The 19,266-nt window shown below is 68.9% G+C and carries 21 protein-coding genes; 14 read left to right on the forward strand and 7 right to left on the reverse strand.

Annotated elements, in window-relative coordinates; translation table 11 throughout:
• Window positions 1-5 precede the first annotated feature (5 nt).
• From VFR64_07380 to VFR64_07430, 11 genes are all read left to right on the forward strand, one after another.
• On the forward strand, window positions 6-719 hold the full coding sequence (locus VFR64_07380) for an SDR family NAD(P)-dependent oxidoreductase (protein ID HET9489558.1): 714 nt from the start codon (window positions 6-8) through the stop codon (window positions 717-719).
• 70 nt (window positions 720-789) lie between these two features.
• Complete coding sequence (locus VFR64_07385; protein ID HET9489559.1) at window positions 790-1,107, forward strand: iron-sulfur cluster assembly accessory protein; 318 nt, start codon at window positions 790-792, stop codon at window positions 1,105-1,107.
• Between the two features lie 7 nt (window positions 1,108-1,114).
• Window positions 1,115-1,888: a molybdenum cofactor biosynthesis protein MoaE gene (locus tag VFR64_07390; protein ID HET9489560.1), complete on the forward strand. Its 774-nt coding sequence runs from the start codon at window positions 1,115-1,117 to the stop codon at window positions 1,886-1,888.
• A 6-nt stretch (window positions 1,889-1,894) separates the two neighbouring features.
• A complete protein-coding gene (gene tilS / locus VFR64_07395) occupies window positions 1,895-3,271 on the forward strand; it encodes a tRNA lysidine(34) synthetase TilS (protein ID HET9489561.1) in 1,377 nt (458 codons plus the stop codon).
• Window positions 3,272-3,451: 180 nt separating this feature from the next.
• Window positions 3,452-5,089, forward strand: a complete 1,638-nt coding sequence (locus VFR64_07400) for an ABC transporter substrate-binding protein (protein HET9489562.1) — start codon at window positions 3,452-3,454, stop codon at window positions 5,087-5,089.
• Window positions 5,090-5,098: 9 nt separating this feature from the next.
• On the forward strand, window positions 5,099-6,028 hold the full coding sequence (locus VFR64_07405; GenBank protein ID HET9489563.1) for an ABC transporter permease: 930 nt from the start codon (window positions 5,099-5,101) through the stop codon (window positions 6,026-6,028).
• Between the two features lie 3 nt (window positions 6,029-6,031).
• Window positions 6,032-6,922 carry an ABC transporter permease gene (locus VFR64_07410; GenBank protein HET9489564.1) on the forward strand — a complete coding sequence of 297 codons (891 nt, stop codon included), beginning with the start codon at window positions 6,032-6,034 and terminating at the stop codon, window positions 6,920-6,922.
• A gap of 4 nt (window positions 6,923-6,926) precedes the next feature.
• On the forward strand, window positions 6,927-7,910 hold the full coding sequence (locus tag VFR64_07415; protein ID HET9489565.1) for an ABC transporter ATP-binding protein: 984 nt from the start codon (window positions 6,927-6,929) through the stop codon (window positions 7,908-7,910).
• 2 nt (window positions 7,911-7,912) lie between these two features.
• The gene (locus tag VFR64_07420; GenBank protein ID HET9489566.1) at window positions 7,913-8,884 is read left to right on the forward strand and encodes an oligopeptide/dipeptide ABC transporter ATP-binding protein; all 972 of its coding nucleotides are present in this window, start codon (window positions 7,913-7,915) and stop codon (window positions 8,882-8,884) included.
• A 94-nt stretch (window positions 8,885-8,978) separates the two neighbouring features.
• Window positions 8,979-10,019, forward strand: a complete 1,041-nt coding sequence (locus VFR64_07425) for a 2Fe-2S iron-sulfur cluster binding domain-containing protein (GenBank protein ID HET9489567.1) — start codon at window positions 8,979-8,981, stop codon at window positions 10,017-10,019.
• 192 nt (window positions 10,020-10,211) lie between these two features.
• Window positions 10,212-10,895 carry a Rieske 2Fe-2S domain-containing protein gene (locus tag VFR64_07430; protein ID HET9489568.1) on the forward strand — a complete coding sequence of 228 codons (684 nt, stop codon included), beginning with the start codon at window positions 10,212-10,214 and terminating at the stop codon, window positions 10,893-10,895.
• 1 nt (window position 10,896) lies between these two features.
• Here VFR64_07430 and VFR64_07435 read toward each other — a convergent pair whose 3' ends face one another.
• Both VFR64_07435 and VFR64_07440 read right to left on the reverse strand, forming a co-directional pair.
• Window positions 10,897-11,976 (reverse strand): hypothetical protein, encoded by a 1,080-nt coding sequence (locus tag VFR64_07435; protein ID HET9489569.1) that lies wholly within the window; start codon window positions 11,974-11,976, stop codon window positions 10,897-10,899.
• A 12-nt stretch (window positions 11,977-11,988) separates the two neighbouring features.
• Window positions 11,989-13,227, reverse strand: a complete 1,239-nt coding sequence (locus VFR64_07440) for an aromatic ring-hydroxylating dioxygenase subunit alpha (protein HET9489570.1) — start codon at window positions 13,225-13,227, stop codon at window positions 11,989-11,991.
• A 99-nt stretch (window positions 13,228-13,326) separates the two neighbouring features.
• On the opposite strand from VFR64_07440, the gene VFR64_07445 reads away from it, so the two are divergent.
• Window positions 13,327-13,563, forward strand: coding sequence for a hypothetical protein (locus VFR64_07445; GenBank protein ID HET9489571.1), 237 nt, complete (start codon window positions 13,327-13,329; stop codon window positions 13,561-13,563).
• Window positions 13,564-13,570: 7 nt separating this feature from the next.
• On the opposite strand, the gene VFR64_07450 is transcribed toward VFR64_07445, so the two are convergent.
• Entirely contained in the window at window positions 13,571-14,509 is a 939-nt protein-coding gene (locus VFR64_07450) for an amidohydrolase family protein (GenBank protein HET9489572.1), read from the reverse strand.
• Between the two features lie 58 nt (window positions 14,510-14,567).
• On the opposite strand from VFR64_07450, the gene VFR64_07455 reads away from it, so the two are divergent.
• The gene (locus tag VFR64_07455) at window positions 14,568-14,951 is read left to right on the forward strand and encodes a RidA family protein (protein HET9489573.1); all 384 of its coding nucleotides are present in this window, start codon (window positions 14,568-14,570) and stop codon (window positions 14,949-14,951) included.
• Window positions 14,952-14,964: 13 nt separating this feature from the next.
• On the opposite strand, the gene VFR64_07460 is transcribed toward VFR64_07455, so the two are convergent.
• Window positions 14,965-15,360: a RidA family protein gene (locus VFR64_07460; GenBank protein ID HET9489574.1), complete on the reverse strand. Its 396-nt coding sequence runs from the start codon at window positions 15,358-15,360 to the stop codon at window positions 14,965-14,967.
• A 183-nt stretch (window positions 15,361-15,543) separates the two neighbouring features.
• Between VFR64_07460 and VFR64_07465 the strand changes: the two genes are divergently transcribed.
• On the forward strand, window positions 15,544-16,758 hold the full coding sequence (locus VFR64_07465; protein ID HET9489575.1) for an amidohydrolase family protein: 1,215 nt from the start codon (window positions 15,544-15,546) through the stop codon (window positions 16,756-16,758).
• An 11-nt stretch (window positions 16,759-16,769) separates the two neighbouring features.
• Here VFR64_07465 and VFR64_07470 read toward each other — a convergent pair whose 3' ends face one another.
• The 3 genes from VFR64_07470 to VFR64_07480 form a co-directional block, all read right to left on the reverse strand.
• The gene (locus VFR64_07470; protein ID HET9489576.1) at window positions 16,770-17,306 is read right to left on the reverse strand and encodes a hypothetical protein; all 537 of its coding nucleotides are present in this window, start codon (window positions 17,304-17,306) and stop codon (window positions 16,770-16,772) included.
• A gap of 85 nt (window positions 17,307-17,391) precedes the next feature.
• Window positions 17,392-18,291, reverse strand: coding sequence for an ABC transporter permease (locus VFR64_07475; protein HET9489577.1), 900 nt, complete (start codon window positions 18,289-18,291; stop codon window positions 17,392-17,394).
• A 1-nt stretch (window position 18,292) separates the two neighbouring features.
• Entirely contained in the window at window positions 18,293-19,252 is a 960-nt protein-coding gene (locus tag VFR64_07480) for an ABC transporter permease (GenBank protein HET9489578.1), read from the reverse strand.
• Window positions 19,253-19,266: the final 14 nt, after the last annotated feature.

Raw genomic sequence — 19,266 nt, forward strand, 5'->3', positions numbered from 1 at the left:
GCGGCGTGCTGGCCGGCGAGGTGGCGCTCGTCACGGGCGCCGGCCGCGGCATCGGGCGGGCCGTCGCCCGAGCCCTCGCCGGGGAAGGCGCCGCCGTGGCCCTGGCGTCGCGGACCCGGGCCGAGCTGGCCGCGGTGGCCGCCGAGATCCGCGAAGCGGGGGGCCGCGCGCTGGCAGTGCCCACCGACGTGACGCAGGATGCCGCCGTCGACGCCCTGGTCGAGCAGACCGTGGCCGAGCTGGGAGGGCTGCACACCCTGGTCACGTGCGCGGGGACGGCGAGCTTCGGGTCGGTGAGCACCGCGAAACCCACCGACTGGGACGCGATGCTCGCCGTGAATCTTCGGGCGGTGATGGTCTGCTGCCGGGCGGCGCTGGCCCCGATGATCCGCCAGCGCCGTGGCACGATCGTCAATGTCGCCTCGATCGCGGCCTCTCGCCCGATCGCGGGCGCCGCCGCCTACAGCGCCAGCAAGGCCGGTGTCGTGGCCTGGAGCCGCGTGCTCGCCGAGGAGGTGCGCGCCGACGGCATCCGGGTGGGTGTCGTGCTGCCTGGTGCCGTCTCCACGCCGCTGTGGGACACGATTCCCAACGCTCCCGCCCGCGAGCGCATGCTGGCTGCCGACGACGTCGCGCGCGCCGTCATGCTGATGGTTTCCCTGCCGCGGGGCGCGACCCTGGAAGAGCTCGTCCTGATGCCGGCAGCCGGGATTCTGTGATACGATGGCTGTGACATAACCACCGAAAATATCAAAGACAAATGGGGACGGGGAGGATCGCATGGTGACGATGACTGAACTGGCCGCCAAGAAGGTGGCCGACCTGCGGATGGAGGAAGGCAAGCCCGAGTGGGGGCTGCGGATTCGGCTGGTCGGCGGTGGCTGCTCCGGCATGTCCTACGAGCTGGGCTGGGAGGACCAGGAAGCCGAGGGCGACACGGTGGTCGAATCGCACGGCGTCAAGCTCTATGTGGATCGCCACAGCGCCGCCTACGTCGCCGGCAGCGAGATCGATTACGTCGACAACAACATGCTGGGCGCCGGGTTCTCCATCAAGAACCCCAACGTGAAGTCGAGCTGCGGCTGCGGCCAGTCCCACCGCTTCTGAGCGTGCAGTGCAGATTCGGGTCCGTCTCTTCGCCCGATATCGTGAGGCCACCGGGCGAGAGCGGCTCGAGCTCGAGCTTGCCGACGGCGATACCGTCGATCGCGCCTGGGCGGCGGTCGTCGACCGCCACCCCGAGCTGAAGCAGTACCGGCCGCACACACTCTTCGCGGTCGGTCACGACTACGTCGCGCCGGACCATCGGCTCAAGTCCGGCGACGAGCTCTGCCTGTTTCCGCCGGTGAGCGGCGGAGCTGCGTCGGAGGGGGCGCCCCCACAGGCGCGCCCTGAAGGCGCGACGGCCCCCTCCGAATCCTCCCCCAGGGCCATCGGAGCGCGGGCAAAGCCCGCGCCGGAAAGTGGCGATATGTACGGCGTGGTCGACACGACGCTGTCGGCGGACGCCATCGCGGCGGCGGTCGATCACCCCGGTGCAGGTGGCGTCGTCATCTTCTCCGGAGTCGTCCGCAACGAGACCGGTGGACGCTCGGTGAAGTTCCTGGAGTACGAAGCGCACGCGCCGATGGCGGAGGCCAAGCTGCGCGAGATCGGTCGGGCCCTCCGCGCTCGGTGGCCGGGCGTCAAGCGGGTGGCCATGCTGCATCGGGTGGGGCGTCTGGAGATCGGCGAGTCCAGCGTGCTCATCGCCGTCTCGGCCGGCCATCGCCAGGAGGCCTTCGAGGCCTGCAAGTTCGCCATCGACACCCTCAAGCGCACGGTCCCGGTGTGGAAGAAGGAACACTTCGAAGACGGCGAGGTCTGGGTCGGCTTGCAGGGCGGCTGACGCGCCGTGGCCGCTGACGTCCTCGCCCTCGTGCGAGACACCATTCGCCGCCACGCGATGCTCGCGGGCGGCGAAACCGTCCTGATCGCCCTCTCCGGTGGCGCCGACTCCACCGCGCTCCTGTACGTCCTGGCTCGTCTGGCCCCGGCCTGGAGCTTGCGCCTTCACGCGCTTCACGTGGACCACGGGTTGCGCGAGGGGTCCGGGCAGGAGGCGCACGCGGTGCGGAGGCTCGGCCAGCAGGTGGGCGTACCCGTGGAAGTCGCTCGGGTCACGGTCTCCCGGCACGGGTCGCTGGAAGAGGCAGCCCGCACTGCCCGGTACGCGGCGCTGCAGGCCCACGCCGACCGGCTGGGCGCACAGCGCATCGCCTTGGGCCACACGGCGGACGATCAGGCCGAGACGGTGATCATGCGGCTGCTCGAGGGCGCCGGCGTGCGCGGGCTGGCCGCCATCCCACCCGTGCGCGGGCGGATCATCCGGCCGCTCATCGGGCTTCGCCGTGCCGCGCTGGTGGCCGTGCTCGCGGACGCCGGCATCCCATGGATCGAGGACCCCAGCAACCTCGATCGCAAGTTCCTCCGTAATCGCATCCGACACGATTTGCTGCCGATGCTGACCGCCGTCCACGACGCCGACCTGGTCGACCCGCTCTGCCGGGTGGCCCACCGGGCCCGCGAGGTGCTGGACGCGCTGGAGGGCATGGCCGTGCTCGAGCTGGAGCGGATGGCGCGGGAGGAGCCGGACGCGCTCCTCCTGCCCCGAGGCGCGCTGACCGCACTGCCGTTGCCGGTGGCGATCGAAGTGCTCCGCCAGGCCATCGGGCGATCGGGCGGCCGGACGCGGCTTCGCGCCTGGGCCCAACGCCGGCTCGCGCGCGCGTTGACCAGCCCGCCACCGCGGCGCCCCGTGACCGTCGGCGGGGTGATGATCGACGTGAGCGGGTCGCTCGTCCGCGTCGGACGATCCAGGTCGGTCGCGCTGCCGGCCCGACCGGTTCCCGTGCCTGGTGTTGTGGCCCTGCCCGAAGTCGGCCTCCAGCTCGAGGCGGTGCTGGCGCCGGCGGCCGGGTATCGGGTGCCGCGTGAGCCCGAGCGGGTGGCTTTCGATGCCCAGCGGCTGACCGGTCCGCTGATCGTGCGCGGCCGGCGCCGGGGCGACCGCATTCGGGCCTTCGGTGACAATCGTGAGCGCCGGCTCAGGCAGCTGCTCATCGACGCCAAGGTGCCCCGCTGGGACCGCGACCGCCTGCCGCTGGTCGAGGTTGAGGGCAGCATCGTGTGGGTCGGGGGACTTCGCCGCGGAGCTCAAGCCGCCGTAACGCCGGACTCGCGGGAGATCCTCGAGCTTCGCCTGCAGCCGCTGGACTTCGAACAGGCTTGACAGGTTCCCCCACTTGACAGGCCCGCCCCGTCCGCCTACGCTTTCGCCGCGCATCCCGCAATAGCCCCCTGCACGACGCTTGCTGGAGATCGTTGCCCTGCACGGGGCGAAGGAGGGCGCGTCTACCCGAACGCGCGCCAAGGCACGTCGAACAACGGTGACCGGAGGGAGGGTAACTGGATGATGGTTGACCCGCTCGTACGCCGTCGTCGTTTCCCCTTGGGGCTGCTAACGGTGCTGATGCTCGGGTCTGTCGTCGCTGCCGGGTGGAGCCCCACCGCCGTGGACGCCAAGGACCCGCGCGGGACCCTGACGATTGCCGTGGCCACGATGGCCAACGAGTCGTTCCTGCCCGACGCCACGCCGGGCGCCGAGATGGTTTTCAGTAACTACATGTTCGAGCACCTGGTGCGCCGAGACCCCAACACGGGCGAGAACCTGCCCATGCTCGCAGAGAGCTGGGAGATGCGCGACGCGGCCGCCACCTGGGTCTTCAAGCTTCGCCGCGGCGTCAAGTTCCACGGCGGCTTCGGCGAAATGACCTGCGAGGACATCAAGCACACATTCACGAAGGCAGCCAGGCCGGGGACGGCCAACACGACGACGTTTCTCAAGAAACTCAAGGAGGTCCAGTGCCCGGACCCCTACACGGCGGTGGTGAAGCTCGGTTCGCCGCATCCCATGATGCTCAACGAGGTCAACTCCGGCGTCTTCGCCCAGGTGACCTACGTGCAGTCCAAGAAGGCCCTCGAGCGGGGCGACGACGCGGCGAACCGACACCCCATCGGCACCGGTCCCTGGGAGTTCGTGTCGCATACCTTCGGTGACCGCGTGGAGTACAAGGCCGTTCGCAACCACTGGCGCAAGACCCCCGAGTTCGAGCGGCTGGTGTTGCTGAAGGTGCCCGAGGCCGCCACTCGCATCGCCATGGTGGCCGCGGGGCAGGTGGACATCGCCGAGGTGGGCGTGGACTTCGTGAAGGAGTTGAAGGCTGCGCGGGTGGAGACCCGCGCCATTGCCGAGTTCGCGTCAGTGGGAATCACCCTCGGCGGCATGTGGCCCGATCGTGGCCCCGGGACCTCCAAGGCCGGGCTGCCCTGGGCGCCTCTGGATGACGAGAAGGCCCGCAAGGTGCGCCTGGCCTTCAACCTGGCGACGGACGTCCAGGCCATCAAGGAGCAGATCTTCGGCGGCTTCCTCGACGTGACGTCGGCTACCATGTTCTTCCCCGGCAAGCCGTGGACTCCGGCCCTGAAGCCATACGGCTTCGACCCGGCCAAGGCCCGTCAGCTCATGAAGGAGGCGGGCTACCCCAACTGCTTCGAGTTCACGATGCTGATGGTGACCTGGCCGGGCCGGGGCTACGGGCCGCGGGCCGGGGAGGCCGTGGCCTCCATGCTGGAGAAGAATCTCGGGTGCAAGATCACCCGCGAGCCCATGGACCGGGCGATCTTCTCCCGTCACTTCGGCGCCCGGACCTACCCGGGCAAGGCCCTGGCCTATGCCTTCCCCCAGGTCGGCACCGAGCCCTGGGAGATCTGGATCCGGGTCGGCCATGGCAAGGGGGCGGCCCAGATCTCGGGATTCGAGCATCCCGTGATGGATGAGTTCCTCGACCGCGTCTCGAAGGAACCAGATCCAAAGTCGCGGGCCAAGCTCCAGAGGGAGATGGCCACGTGGATGTACAAGCACGTGCCCAGGATCGAGCTGGGCGGCACGGTGGCCCTCTTCGGGGTCTCCAAGCGCGTGGGCAAGTGGCCGCTCGTGCCGGGCCAGGGCGTGCCCCACTACACCGAGTACATCACGCGAGTCGACTAGGACAGGTCGATGCAGCGCTACATTGTGGGCCGCATCGCCCAACTCTTCGTCAGCCTGCTGGTGGTGGTAACGTTCGTCTTCCTACTCTCCCGTCTGTCCGGAGACCCGGTGCAGCTGATGCTGGACGTGCGCGCCACCGAGGAAGAGAAGCAGGCGTTGCGGGTGCATCTGGGCCTGGACAAGCCCCTGCCGGTGCAGTACGCGGTCTACCTCGCCGGCATGGCCACCGGGGACTTCGGCCGGTCTGTCCTGAGCCGGCGCCCGGTGCTGGAGCACATCTGGGAGCGATTGCCCAACACCCTCACCCTGGGCGCCGTGGGCATCGCCTTCAGCATTATCATCGGCGTGCCCATCGGGGTGTACTCCGCGGTGAAGCGAGGCACCGCCCTGGATCACGTGGCGCGGGTGATCGCCGTCACGGGGCAGGCGGTGCCCACGTTCTGGCTCGGCATCATGCTGATTCTCATCTTCGGGGTGTGGCTGGCGTGGTTGCCGCCAGGCGGCAAGAGCGGGCCGGAGAGCTATATCCTGCCGGGCATCACCCTGGGGTACTTCACGGCTGCCGCCATCATGCGCCTCACCCGCTCCAGCATGCTGGAGGTCCTGGGGGCGGAGTACGTCAAGTTCGCCCGCATCAAGGGTCTGCACGAGCAGGTGGTCGTCTGGAAGCACGCCCTGAAGAACGCGACGATCCCCGTGCTGACCTTCTCCGTGATGCTCTTCGTCATCTTCCTGGGCGGCGCCGTGGTGACGGAGACGGTCTTCGCCTGGCCCGGCCTGGGCCGGCTCATCCTGGAGGGCATCAACACCCGGGATTACCCCATCGTGCAGGGAGGCGTGATGGTCTTCAGCGCCATCTACCTCCTGGCGAATCTGATGGTGGACATCCTGTATTCGTACTTCAACCCCAAGATCCGCTACGCCCGGCCGGGAGCTTAGTCCATGGCGACCGTAGAGGCACAGCGTCCCGTCCTGGTCGGGTACGGCCTGCGCAGGGCCTGGGGTCTGGCCCGTCAGCTGCCGCTGACCCCCACCATCATTCTGTCGCTGGTCATCATGGGCGCGGTCTTTGCCGAGCAACTGGCTCCCCACCATCCCACCGAGGGCGAGCTCCGCATGCGGACCAAGCCCGCCGCGTGGGTGGAGGGGGGCAGCACCACGCATCCCCTGGGCACTGATGACCAGGGGCGCGATATCCTGAGTCGCATCATCTACGGCAGCCGCATCTCCCTGGCCGTCTCGCTGAGTGCCGTCCTGCTGGCCGGGACCATCGGCACGGCTATGGGGCTCATCGCCGGCTACAAAGGGGGCCTGATCGACGCCCTGCTGATGCGCCTGGCCGACATCGGGCTCTCCATGCCCCTCATCCTCATCGCGGTGGTCGTCACGGCAGTCACGGGGCCGAGCTTCCGCAACGTCATCCTGGTGATCGGGTTCCTGTTGTGGCCCCGGTTCGCACGGCAGGTCCGGGGCGAAACCCTGTCCATCAAGGAGAACGACTACATCGCGCTGGCCCGCGTGGCCGGACGGTCGGGCGCCTACATCGTGTGGCGCCACATCTTCCCCAACGTGATCCCCAGCCTGCTGGTCGTCTCCACGCTTCAGGTGGCCTACGTCATCCTGGTGGAGGGGTCTCTCAGCTTCCTCGGCGTGGGCGTGCCCCCGCCGCATCCCGCCTGGGGCCTGATGATCGCCGAGGGGCGCCAGCTGGTATGGACGGCGCCCTGGGTTGCCGCCTTCCCGGGGATCGCGATGGGCTTGACGCTCCTGGCCATGAACATGTTCGGAGACTGGCTGCGGGACAAGCTGGACCCCAAGCTGCGGCAGGTGTAGGCCCGTGGGCGGTCCCGTTCCTCTCCTGGAGGTTCGAGACCTCAAGACCTACTTCTTCACCCGCCGCGGCACCCTGAAGGCGGTCGACGGTGTCTCGTTCTCTCTCGACCCGGGTGAGACACTGGCCGTCGTTGGTGAGTCGGGCTCGGGCAAGTCCGTGACCGCCCTCTCTCTCCTTCGCCTCGTTCCCGAACCCGCCGGGCGCATCGTCGACGGTGAAGTGCTCCTCGAAGGCCAGAACATTCTCAAGCTCAAGCCCCGCGAGATGCGTCGCATCCGCGGCAGCCGGATCTCCATGGTCCTGCAGGACCCGATGACCTCCCTCAACCCCGCCTTCAGCATCGGCGACCAGGTCGGGGAGGCGGTGCGCCTGCACCAGAGGGTCGGGGGCGGGGAGCTGCGGCGGCGGGTGGCCGAGGCCCTCTCCCGACTCAAGATCCCCTCCGCGGAGTCCCGGATGTTCGACTACCCCCACCAGATGTCCGGCGGCATGCGGCAGAGGGTCAGCGGCGCGATCGCGCTGTCCTGCCAGCCCCGATTGCTCATCGCCGACGAACCAACCACCTCACTGGACGTCACCATCCAGGCCCAGTACATGGAGCTGCTCCGGGAGATCCAGCAGCGGTTTCAGATCTCGATCATCTTCATCACGCACGACTTCGGCATCGTAGCCGCCACCGCTCACAAGGTGGCGGTGATGTACGCGGGGAAGATCGTGGAGATGGGCACCACCGAAGAAATCTTCGACAACCCCGCCCACCCCTACACGGAGGCGCTGCTGCGGTGCGTGCCCCGGTCCGACCGCCTGGAGGCCCGTCTGGTAGACATCCCGGGTCAGCCGCCTGATCTGGCCAACCTTCCCACGGGATGCAGCTTCGCCCCCCGCTGTCCCAAGGCGATGGAGAGGTGCCGGGAAGCCTACCCACCCGAGGTGGAAGTCTCTCCCGGCCACGTGACCAAGTGCTGGCTGGCGGTGAAGGAGCCGTGAGCGTGCAGACCATTCTGGAAGGCGCGGGGCTCCGCAAGCACTTTCCCGTCACCAGGGGACTGGTTTTCAACCGGGTCACGGGGTGGATCAAAGCGGTCGACCATGTGAACGTCAGCCTCAAGGAGGGAGAGACGGTGGGGCTGGTGGGGGAATCCGGCTCGGGCAAGACCACCCTGGCCAAGCTCTTCCTGCTGCTGGAGCAGCCTACCGAAGGCACCTTGCGCTTTTACGGCAAGGACCTCGGCCAGTTCACCCGGGAGGACTTCGCCCGGTATCGGCAGACGGTACAGGCCGTATTCCAGGACCCGTGGAGCTCCCTCAATCCCCGGATGCGGGTGGCGACGATCATCGCCGAGCCCCTTCCGCGCGACACTCCCAAGCCCCAGGCCAGAGAGCGATTAGCGCAGGTGTTGTCGGAGGTGGGGCTGAGCCTCGCCAGCGGTGACCGCTTTCCTCACGAGTTCAGCGGCGGCCAGCGTCAGCGCATCGCCGTGGCTCGCGCGCTGGTGACCTATCCGAAGTCCATCATCCTGGACGAGCCCGTGAGCGCGCTCGATGTCTCCATCCGCGCCCAGGTGCTCAATCTGCTGAAGGACATCCAGCAACGACTGGGCCTGAGCTACTTCGTCATCTCCCACGACCTGGCCACCATGCGCTACATCAGCACCCGCCTCAACGTGATGTACGCCGGGAAGATCGTCGAGACGGGGCAATCGCAGGACGTCTACAGTAACCCGCTGCACCCCTACTCGCAGGCGCTGCTCTCGGCGGCGCTGCCCTTGCACCCCTCGTTCCGCAGGAGTCGTGTCGTGCTGTCGGGAGAGGTCCCCAGCCCGCTGAACCCGCCCGCGGGGTGCCGCTTCCACCCCCGGTGCCCCCTGCGCATGGCGATCTGCTCGGAGGTGGAGCCCCTGCTCAAGGAGGCCGCCCCGGGGCGCCTCGTCGCCTGCCACGCCATCAACACGCCTGACTAGCAAGAGCGTTCGGCGACGAGCCGGTCGCCTTGCGCTGTGTGTACGCCGGGATTACGATGCCCAATCACAGCCAACAGGCTACCAACGCGCGCCCGTGGACATCACCGTCACCGCCCGGAATGGGACCCGCGACTTCGCGTGCGATCCCGGAGAGAAGATCCTTCACGCCGGCCTTCGGCACGGCGTGGAGCTGCCCTACGAGTGCGCCACGGGCACGTGCGGGACGTGCAAGGCGACCCTGGTCAGCGGGCGGGCCGAGAGCCAGTGGCCCGACGCCCCGGGCCGCCGATATCTGAAGACGGCGGCCGACATCCTCATGTGTCAGAGCGTGGCGCTGGAGGATTGCGCGCTCCAGGTGGGCGGTGCCCTCAAGCCCGCGGAACCGGAGGCGACGCCGCCGCGCGCGCTGGGCGGAAGCCTCGGCGCGTTCCGTCGCCTCACGGCCGATATCGCCGCGTTCGAGGTGGGGCTCGACGAGCCGCTCGACTTCGCGGCCGGCCAGTTCGCCCTGCTCCGCGTCCCCGGGATCGTCGGGGCCCGCGCCTACTCGATGGTGAACTTCGACCGTCGGGCCCAGCGCCTGGCCTTCGTGGTCAAAAAGAAGCCCGGGGGCGAGGTGAGCGAGTGGCTGTTCGGCGGTGGCGTCGACGGCGCGCGCGTCGCCCTGTTCGCGCCGCTGGGGCACGCGACGTTCCATCCCGGCGTGCCCCGTCACCTGCTGTGTATCGCGGGCGGCAGCGGCCTGGCCGGCATGATGTCGATCCTGTCACGGGCCTGTCAGGCCGGCCACTTCGCCGCCTGGGACGGTCAGGTCTTCTTCGGGATCCGGACCGCGCAGGACGTCTTCTTCCTCGACGAGCTGGAGAGCTTCCGGGCGCGCTATCCTTCCCGACTGGCGGTCACGGTGGCGCTCTCCGACGAGGACATCCCGGCCGCGCTGCCCGCCGCGTATCCGGCCTTCCGGTTCGCCCGGGGCCTGGTCCACGCGGTCGCCGGGGAGGGCATGCGCGAGCGCTTCGCCGAAGTCCGAGCCTACGTGGCGGGGCCGCCGCCGATGGTGGACGCGAGCCTCCGGCTGTTGCTGCGCGAGGCCCGGCTGCCGCCGGCCGACATTCGCTACGACAAGTTCAGCTGAACGATTGTGAGGTCGAGGCCCGGGCCGGCTGGGCCGGGCCGGAGGGTTGGGGGGTATGGGGGGCCGCCCGGAGCCCCCGTGACGGAGCGTGAGGTCGAGGCCCGGGCCGGCTAGGCCGGGCCGGGCTGAGGGTTGGGGGGTATGGGGGGCGCCCGGAGCCCCCCATGGAATTAATCCGGGAAAGGAGCCACGATGGGCCAGTACGAGCGTCACGTGTTCGTCTGCACGAGCGGCGAAACGTGTCCGGCGCAGGGCGACGTCGAGCGGTACGTGAAGATCCTCCGGGAAGGCGCGAAGCGGGCCGGCCGGCAGGTGGAAGTGCGCGTCAACAAGGCCGGCTGCTTCTCCCAGTGCGGCCACGGCCCGATGATCGTGGTCTACCCCGAAAACGTCTGGTACGCGGGCGTCCAGGAGTCCGACCTGGACGACATCCTGACCTCCCACATCGTCGGCGGCCGACCCGTCGCGCGGCTCCGCTACGAGCCGGGGCTCGCCGGCGCCAACAAGAAGAGCGAGGCCGAGCTGCAAGCCATCGCCAGTACGGCGGCCGGCGCCGAGGACGGGACTGCGGCGTGGAAGCGCGTCTGTCGAGCCGAGGACGTGCCGGCGAACGGGATGAAGCAGTTCTCGGTGGACGGACTCGATGTCCTCATCGTCAATGCCGCGGAGGCGTACTACGCGTATCAGGCGCTCTGCCCCCACGAGGCCGTCGCCCTCGAGCAGGGGATCCACGATGGCTCCGTCCTGACCTGTCTCGAGCACATGTGGCAGTTCGATCTCAAGACCGGGGCGCCGCTGGCCGACGCCCAGATGGGGCTCAAGAGCTATCGGCTCAAGGAGGAGCGGGGCGAGCTGTACGTCGGGCTCGAAGCCTGATTCACTGCCAGCGGGCGAAGGCCCAGCCGCCTCCCGTGCCGGCCGGCGTCCGGTAGACGGGGACGTAGGCCAACAGCTCCATCGTCAGGGGCGTGTGGTGCATCGCGCCGCCGAGCGCCACCCAGTTCAGGCTCTCCGAGCCGGCCGAATGCAGGCGGTGGCGGGGCAGCGAGCAGAGCGCCGGCGCATTCCTCCGGGCCAGAGCCTCCAGCAACGTCCGGTCGAGCTCCTCGTCGACGACGAAGTGGCTCAGGCCACCGGAGGCGACGATCGCCACCGAGGCCGGCTCCGGCCATGCCGCCACCGCTCCCGCGATGGCTTCGCCGAGCGCGAAGCACCGCCGGGGTGTCGGCTGATTGGGCGGGTAGCAGGTGTTCTGGAACACGGGCAGGATCATCCCGGGAGCGTTGTCGAAGAGCCGCTTGACGACGAAGGCGGCGGCGTGCGGCAGGCCCTGCTCGCGGGGAGCCGTCTCCCTCACATAGTCCAGCTCCCCCTGCCGCGTCGGGTACCGCCGGGCGACGCGCCCGCCGTAGGGCTGCCTCACGTGGCGCATGTGAGCGACGTCGAACTCGTGCTCCATCAGGTATTCGATCAGGAAGCGGCCGAAGCGGCTGGCCACCGGCACGTCCAGGGGGACGTCACCGTAGTTTCGCCCGGCCAGCTCCGCGAGCTCGCGGGCGGGGCCCGAGCCCTCGGGCCGGCGGGGGATGAGCGGCGCGCTGTCTCCCCAGTACACGGCGAACGCTGGCATGTTGTCCTCGAAGAACCACTCGTCCTGGTCGTCGCCGATGATCACGGTGATGTCGGGCTTGATCCGGCGCAGCGTGCCGGACAGCTCGTCGAGCGCCCGCCGGCACGCCTGGGCCTGCTCGCCGAAGATCTCCGGCCCCCGGTACCGCGCCCGGATCTCGGGCGGGACGGAGGTCAAGGCCTCCTGGTAGGACATCACGAGCCCGTGCGGCGGGTAGGCGAGCTCGCGGTTGCCTTCGTCGCGCCGGGCATAGGCGGGCCAGAGCTCCGCGGGCAGGCTCAGCAACGGCGTGTGCGAGGTGCCGAGACCGAGGACGATGGAGGCCATCGCCGTCGGCGGCTAGCCGTCCAGGCCCATGGCGCGCCGAAAGGCGGCGCGGATCTCCGCGGGTTGGCCGGCCAGGAACGGAAAGCCCTCGGGCAGGACGGGTCCCGGGGTGCCCCGGGCTTCCTGGTAGCGGTCCCGCGCGGCGCCCTTGACGTAGCGGTCGCGGCCGATGATGGGCAGGCCGATGCACCGGTTCTGCTCGCGGTCGCGAACGACGGCCATGGGCTCGCCCCCGCGGCGAACGACCTCGGCCTGCTCGAGCAGCTTCCGGCGCATCATGACGATTCCGCGGTCGCTCTCTCCCAGATGCTCGCGCGTACGGTCGGCGACGGCCCCCTGACCAGTCCAGGCCACGAAGTCCTGGTTCATGATGTGCGTGGTGATCCACCGGCCGGTCCGTGGATCCCTGATCGGGCTGTACCAGTACGGGATACGCTCCTGCGTGAACGGCTCCATCTCGTTGGGCACGCGGTCGAAGAACCAGCCCACACTGAGCGTGTGCTCGTCGTCGACGGGCACGCGCCACTCGAAGTGACCGCCGGTGAACAGACAGTTCGGCCACAGGCAGGTGCGCCCCACCGTCCACAACTCGTCCGTCTCCGTCTGGCCTTCGAGGACGCGCCGGTACACGAAGCCGTACTCGAACAGGTCGAAGCCGATCTTCAGGTGGGTGGGCGACCGGGCCCCGTCGAGGCCGCGCAGCACGCGCGACCAGTTGCCGTGCAGCCACTCGAAGTGCACGGGGTCGATGGAGTTCTCCTGGGCCTGGAGCCAGTTGCAGGGGACCTCGGAGAACACGATCTGGACGAAGCCGTTCTCCCAGGTGAAGGGCTCCCACGTCGGCACCAGCGGGGCCGGCGGGGGCCCGAGATAGGCCCACAGCAGCCCGGCCTTGGCCTCGACCGGATAGGCGGTGAGCTTGATGCGATCCTTGTAGCGCGCCTCGGGGTGGACGGTCTCCTCGAACGGCTGGGCCAGGCACTGGCCCGTCTCCCCGTAGAGCCAGCCGTGATAGTGGCAGCGCAGCCCGCGGTCCTCGACGATCCCGCAGGCGAGATCGGCCCGGCGGTGGGCGCAGTGGCGGTCCAGGAGCCCGAACGTCCCGCGCCCGTCCCGGTAGAGCAGCAGGTCTTCAGCGAGCAGGCGCACGGGCTTGATCGGAGTGTCTTCCAGCTCGGCGACGGCGGCGATGGGCATCCAGTACCGCCGCAGCAACTCGCCCACCGGCGTGCCCGCGCCGACCGCCGTCAAGATCCTGTTCTGCTCTTCGCTCAGCAACGGCCCCTCACCTGAACGCGCGTGTACCACCGGGCGCTCGCCAAGGCAAGGGGAGTTCTGTATAGTCGCGCGGTGAGCCGCGTGGTCGGAGGCGAGACGACGCTTCGCGAGGCGCTGCTCGAGCGGGCCGCGCGGTTGGTGCCCGCGCTCAAGCAGCGAGCGGCCGAGGCCGAACGGCTGCGTCGGCTGCCCCTGCTGGACTCCGAGCCCATCCAGCGCTTGCATCGTGACGCCCACGCGGCGTCCCACCACGCGGCCCTCACCTGGGACACCTGGGCCCAGGAGTTCGGGCGGCAGGCCCTGCGCTGAGCCTCGGCTACGCCCCGAGCCGGGGCAGGAGCCGCACCGTGTTGTCGCGCTCGATCGCCCGCAGCTCGGTGGAGCCGAATCCGTAGTCCGCCAGTCCCTTGACGTGGTCGGCGGCGGTCCGATACGGGAAATCCGTCCCGAACACGACCTGCGACACCGCCACGAGCTTCAGGAGCGACGCCAGCGCGTAGGGATGAGCGGCCTGGGCGGTGTCGTAGTAGAAGCGCCGGAGCTCGTGCTCCACGCCGTTCGGCACGCGGGCGGCCAGGCTCTTGTTGATCAGGGGCAAGCGCACGAAGCGCTCGGTCAAGAACGGCATGGTCCCACCGCCGTGAGAGAAGATGATCTTCAGATCCCGGCAGCGGGCGGCGGTGCCGCTGAACACCAGGCTGGCGATCGTCCGCGTGGTGTCCGTCCCCCACTCGATGATCGATTCCGGCACATCGGGAATGAGGTTGCCGCAGCAGTTGGCGGTGGTCGGGTGCGTGTAGACGACCGCCCGGCGGCGATTCAGCTCGTCCAGCACGGGGGCGAATGACGGATCGCCGAGCCACTTGTCGCCGTAGCTGGTGAGCAGGCCGATGCCGTCGGCCTTGAGCGTGTCCAGCGCGTAGGCGATCTCCTCCAGGGTGGCGTCGACGTGGGGCATGGGCATCACGGCGAACATGCCGAAGCGGCCGCGGGAGTCCCCGGCGAGCCGGGCCGAGTATTCGTTGCACTCACGGGCCAGCTTGCGCGCGTCGCCGTCGTCCAGGAATCTCAGCGCGGGCGTGGTGATGGAGGTCAGGGCCGTGGCCACGCCCGCCCGGTCCATGTCGGCGAGCGACTTCTCGGGCGTCCAGTCGCGCACGGGGCCCGGGATGCTCCGCGCCGTGATAGCCGCGAGATAAGGCGGCGGCGTATGGTGGTGGTGGACGTCGATCCGGTGCGGCCTGGGTGTCGCCATCGCTAGCCCTCCGATCGGCTAAGGGGGCGAGCGTCTCGCCCCGGGAAAGGGGTCTATTATGCCCACGAAGCAGATCATTCAGGTGGATCTCGCCGCCTCCAACCCTCACCTGTCGGCCGCTACCAGGTTCGGCAACCTCGTCTTCGTGGCCGGCCAGACCGGGAGGCACCCCACGACCGGGGTAGTCGGCAAGGACGTCCGCGAGCAGACCCGGAACGCCCTGGAGCGGATCAAACTGATCCTGGCGGCGGCCGGCACGTCGCTCGACAACGTCCTGACGGCGACGACGCATCTGACCCGTCGGGAAGATCTGGCCGCCTACAACGAGGAGTACGCGAGATACTTCCCGACGAACAAGCCGGCCCGCACGACCGTATCGGCGATGCTGAACGCTCCCGAGCTCCTCGTGGAGATCACCGTCACCGCCGGTATCCCGGACTGACGCGCGTCCCGAATCAGGCCCCGATCACGGCGATGCCCTGGATCTCGACTTCCATGCCGGGCCGGGCGAAGTTCGACACGGTGATGAGCGCGCTGGCCGGGAACTTCCCGTCGGGAAACAGCTCCTTGCGGATCTGCACGAAGTGGTCGCCGTGCCGCGGTTCCTTGATGAACACCGTCATGGTGACCAGATCGGCCAGCGTGCCCCCGACGCGCCGCAGGGTCTGGTCCATGAGCGCGAACACGCGGCGGGTCTGGGCCTCGAAGTCGCCGCCGATGTTCCTGCCCGCTTCGTCCAGCGTGGCGGTCTGACCGGCCATCCAGACGATCCGTCCCCCCTCGGTCACGACGGCGGGCGAGAAGGCCCGGGTCTTCTGGACGTCGCTCGGCTCGAGATAGGTCTTGCTCATCGCGCCCCCCTCGCGGCAATTATCGATCAATTCCTGAATCAGTACCGGCGACACCTCACCGCTGCCGTTTCGGGCCCCCGGTCCGACCGGGGTCGGTGCACAGGCTGCCACCTGTATTGACTCCTCCGTTGGGCGAGCTATAGTGCGAGCACTCTCCAGCACAGGGGTGGGAAGGAGCGCGCCATGAAAGATGGACTCCGCTTCGTCGACTCCGACATGCACATCATGGAACCCCCCGACCTGTTCGAGCGCTATCTGGATCCGAAGCTCAAGGACCGGGTCAGCCTGCCCATCGGGGCCGACGGCCGGCCCACCCGGGGATGGGCCGCCGGCATGATCGCCGTCGACGGAATGTCCATCTCGGACTCCGACATCCAGCAGTATCGCAAGCGGCACCGGGCCACCTCGGCGCAGAGCAGTCAGCCGCTCTCGAGCTCCCGCCTCTTCGACACCGGCCGGCTCGACTTCGCCATCGAGCGGAGTTACAACCCCGAGGCCCAGGTGATGGGCATGGAGATGGAGGGGGTCGACATCGCCGTGCTCTACCCCACCACGGGCCTGGCCCTGCTCGGCCGCAACGGCATGGATCCGCAGCTGTCCCTGGCCCTGTGCCAGGCGTACAACAACTGGATCTACGAGTTCTGCCAGTACAGCCCCCATCGCCTGAAGTTCGTGGCCATGCTGCCCGTGCACGACGTGCACCTGGCCTGCAAGGAGCTGGTACGCTGCGTGCGGGAGCTGGGGGCGGTCGGCTCGTTCATCCGGCCCAACCTCGTCAACGGCCGCTACTGGCACTCGAACTACTGGGAGCCGCTCTACAGCCTGCACGAGGAGCTGGGCGTGACCTGGGGGTTCCACGAGGGCGTGAGCGCGATCTACTCCCGCATGATCGAGCTCTACGGCGAGAACCGCTTCTACCGGCACGTGGCCAGCCACTGGATCGAGATGCAGCAGGCCCTCATCGCCATGATCATCGGCGGGGTGTTCGAGTTCCACCCCAAGCTCCGGGTCGGCTTCCTGGAGGCCCAGAATTCGTGGGTGCCCGGCTTGCTCTCCCGCATCGAGTGGGACTATCCCCAGTACCGCGACTCCCACGCGCCCTACCTCACGCTGACCCCGCGGGAGTACTTCCGCCGCAACTGCTGGGCGGCGGTGGAGGGCAGCGAGCCCGAGATCGAAGCGACGGCCGGGCTGATCGGCGCCGATCGGATGTGCGTGTCGACCGATTACCCGCACTTCGACTCGAACTTCCCCCACGTGTCCGAGAATCTCTTGAAGAACGTGCCGCGGCCGATCGCGGCCCAGATCCTCATGGGGGGCGCGCACCTGTACGGCTTCACGGAGGAGGACTTCAAGAAGGCCGACGCCGCCGCGGCCGCCGACGTCGCCCGGCGCTAGGCGGAGGGCGGTTACCAGCCCGCGGTGATGTCAACCTCGAGCCGGCGGTGTGAGTGGTCGAAGGTGAATGGCGCCTCGCGGCTGCGCAACATCACGCGCCCCACCGAACGGTGCGTCGGGTCGACTTCGAAGAAAAGCCCGTACTGCAGGCCCAGTCGGGCGACCGGCTCGGGACAGCGGTAGCGGAGCACGAGTACGAGCTCCCCGGACGCCTCCCCGTCGTCGAGCAGCGGCGCGTCGGCCGTACACGGCTCGTCTTGAGCGAACACCCTCAGCCGCTCGGCGAGGTAGCGGGCGAGGGCCGACCGGCGATCGTCGAAGGCCGCGGCGGGCATCGGCCTGGTCGCATCCGTCACGATGCCCAGGGCTGCCGCCAGGTCGCGCGCCGCCACCCGTAGTCGGTAGGCGACCAGATCGGCCGAGATGTGCACCTCGCCGGTCGCGAGGCTGCTCGCGTGGGCAAGCGCGCTGGCCGGCGGTCCGAGCGTGACCAGCGCGACCAGGCCGAGGCCGGCACTCCATGCCCGCGCCTGCGCTGAGGCAAGCACCGGGGAGCAGCCTAGGAGGCGACCTGCGCCGCGTCAAGGCTGGCGTGTCGCGAGCGCGGAGGTTACGTCGGAGCCAGGAGAATCCCTACCGTCCCCGCAGCTTGGGGTCGAGCGCGTCTCGCAAGGAATCGCCGAAGAGATTGAACGAGAACACCCCCAGGCTGATGGCGATGCCCGGGAAGATGGCGACCCACGGCGCCTTCTCCGCGTACGACAGGGCCGAGCCCGAGAGCATCAGCCCCCAGGACGGCGTGGGCTCGGCGGAGCCCAGGCCCAGGTAGCTGAGCGCGGCCTCGGCCAGGATGGCGGCTCCCAGTTGTGCGGTCACGATGATGATGTAGGGCGCCACCACGTTGGGGATGATGTGTTGCAGCACGACGCGGGGCCGCGACGCCCCGAGCGCTTGCACGGCCTCCACATACACGTGCTCCTTCACCGACAGGGCGGCGGACCGCACGACTCGGGCCGCTCGAGGAATGATGGGAATGGAGATTGCGATGACGACGTTCTCGACGGCCGGCCCCAGGATCGAGGCGATCGCCAGGGCCAGGATCAGCTGCGGGAACGCCAGCATCATGTCCATCACGCGCTCGAGGAAGAGATCGACCTTCCCCCCCAGGTAGGCGCTGGTCACCCCGAGCAGACCACCGATGGTGCAGCCCATGAACGAGGCCGTGAAGCCGACGAAGAGGGCAATCCGCGCGCCGTACATGATACGGCTCATCACGTCGCGCCCGAACTCGTCGGTCCCGAACCAGTGCTCCACACTCGGTCGCGCGAACTGCAATCCGTAGTCGGCCAGGTACGGATCGTAGGGCACGAGGATGTCCGCGAAGGCGGCGACGAACAGCAGCCCGAGGATGATCGCCGCGCCGGCCGCGCCGAGGGGCTTCGTCCGGGCGAACTTCAGCACCTCCTCGCCGAGGGTGAGCCGCGGCGCCATGGGGGCCGAGGCCTGGGCGTGGGTCAGAACCGTCGTGGCCACGCTACCGGTACCGGATGCGCGGATCGAACCAGGCGTAGGTCAGGTCGACGAGCAGGTTTACGATCACGAAGCTGAACGCGATCAGGAACACCAGGGCCTGCACCACAGGGTAGTCACGATGCGCGACGGCGTCCACCACGAACCGCCCGATCCCATTCAGGGTGAACACCGTCTCGGTGACGACGAGGCCGCCGATGAGGAAGGCGAACTCGGTCCCGATCAGCGTGATGACCGGTAGCATCGCATTCTTCAGCGCGTGACGGATGACGACGACCCGCTCCCGCAACCCCTTGGCCCAGGCGGTGCGGATGTAGTCCTCGCGGAGCACCTCGAGCACCGTGGACCGGGTCATCCGGGTGGTCACCGCGGAGTAGCGGTAGCCGACGGTAACCACGGGCCAGACCATCATCGAAAAGTTCGCCCAGGGGTCGACCCACGGCGGCGTGAACTCCAGCGGGGGTCCCCAGCCGAACACGATCACCAGGAACAGGATGCAGAGGATGCCGACCCAGAACCCCGGGATAGCGAGGCCGCCGATGCTGACCACGCGGACCAGATAATCGACCCAGGTGTCCTGGCGGACGGCGGCGAGCATGCCGAGCGGGATGGCGATGATCACGGACACCAGCGTGGCCATGAGCGCGAGCTGGAGACTCACGGGCAGCCGGATGAGCAATTCCTCGGTGACCGGCTGCCCGGTCCACAGCGACTTGCCGAAGTCGAACTGCAGCACCCCCCACAACCACGTCCCGAACTGGACGATCAGGGGCTGGTCCAGCCCGAGCTGCTTCCGCAGGGCATCGAGTTGCGCCTGGTCGATCTGGCCGCCGCCGTCGTCCCCACCCAGGATGAGGAGGGCCACGTCCCCCGGGATCACCCGCATGATCAGGAAGACGATGGCCGCGACCCCCAGCAGGGTGGGGACGACCAGCAGCAGACGCTTCAGGATGTAGGTGCGCATGCCGCGGTCACCTC

The organism is Candidatus Methylomirabilota bacterium (assembly GCA_035709005.1).
GTDB lineage: Bacteria > Methylomirabilota > Methylomirabilia > Rokubacteriales > CSP1-6 > 40CM-4-69-5.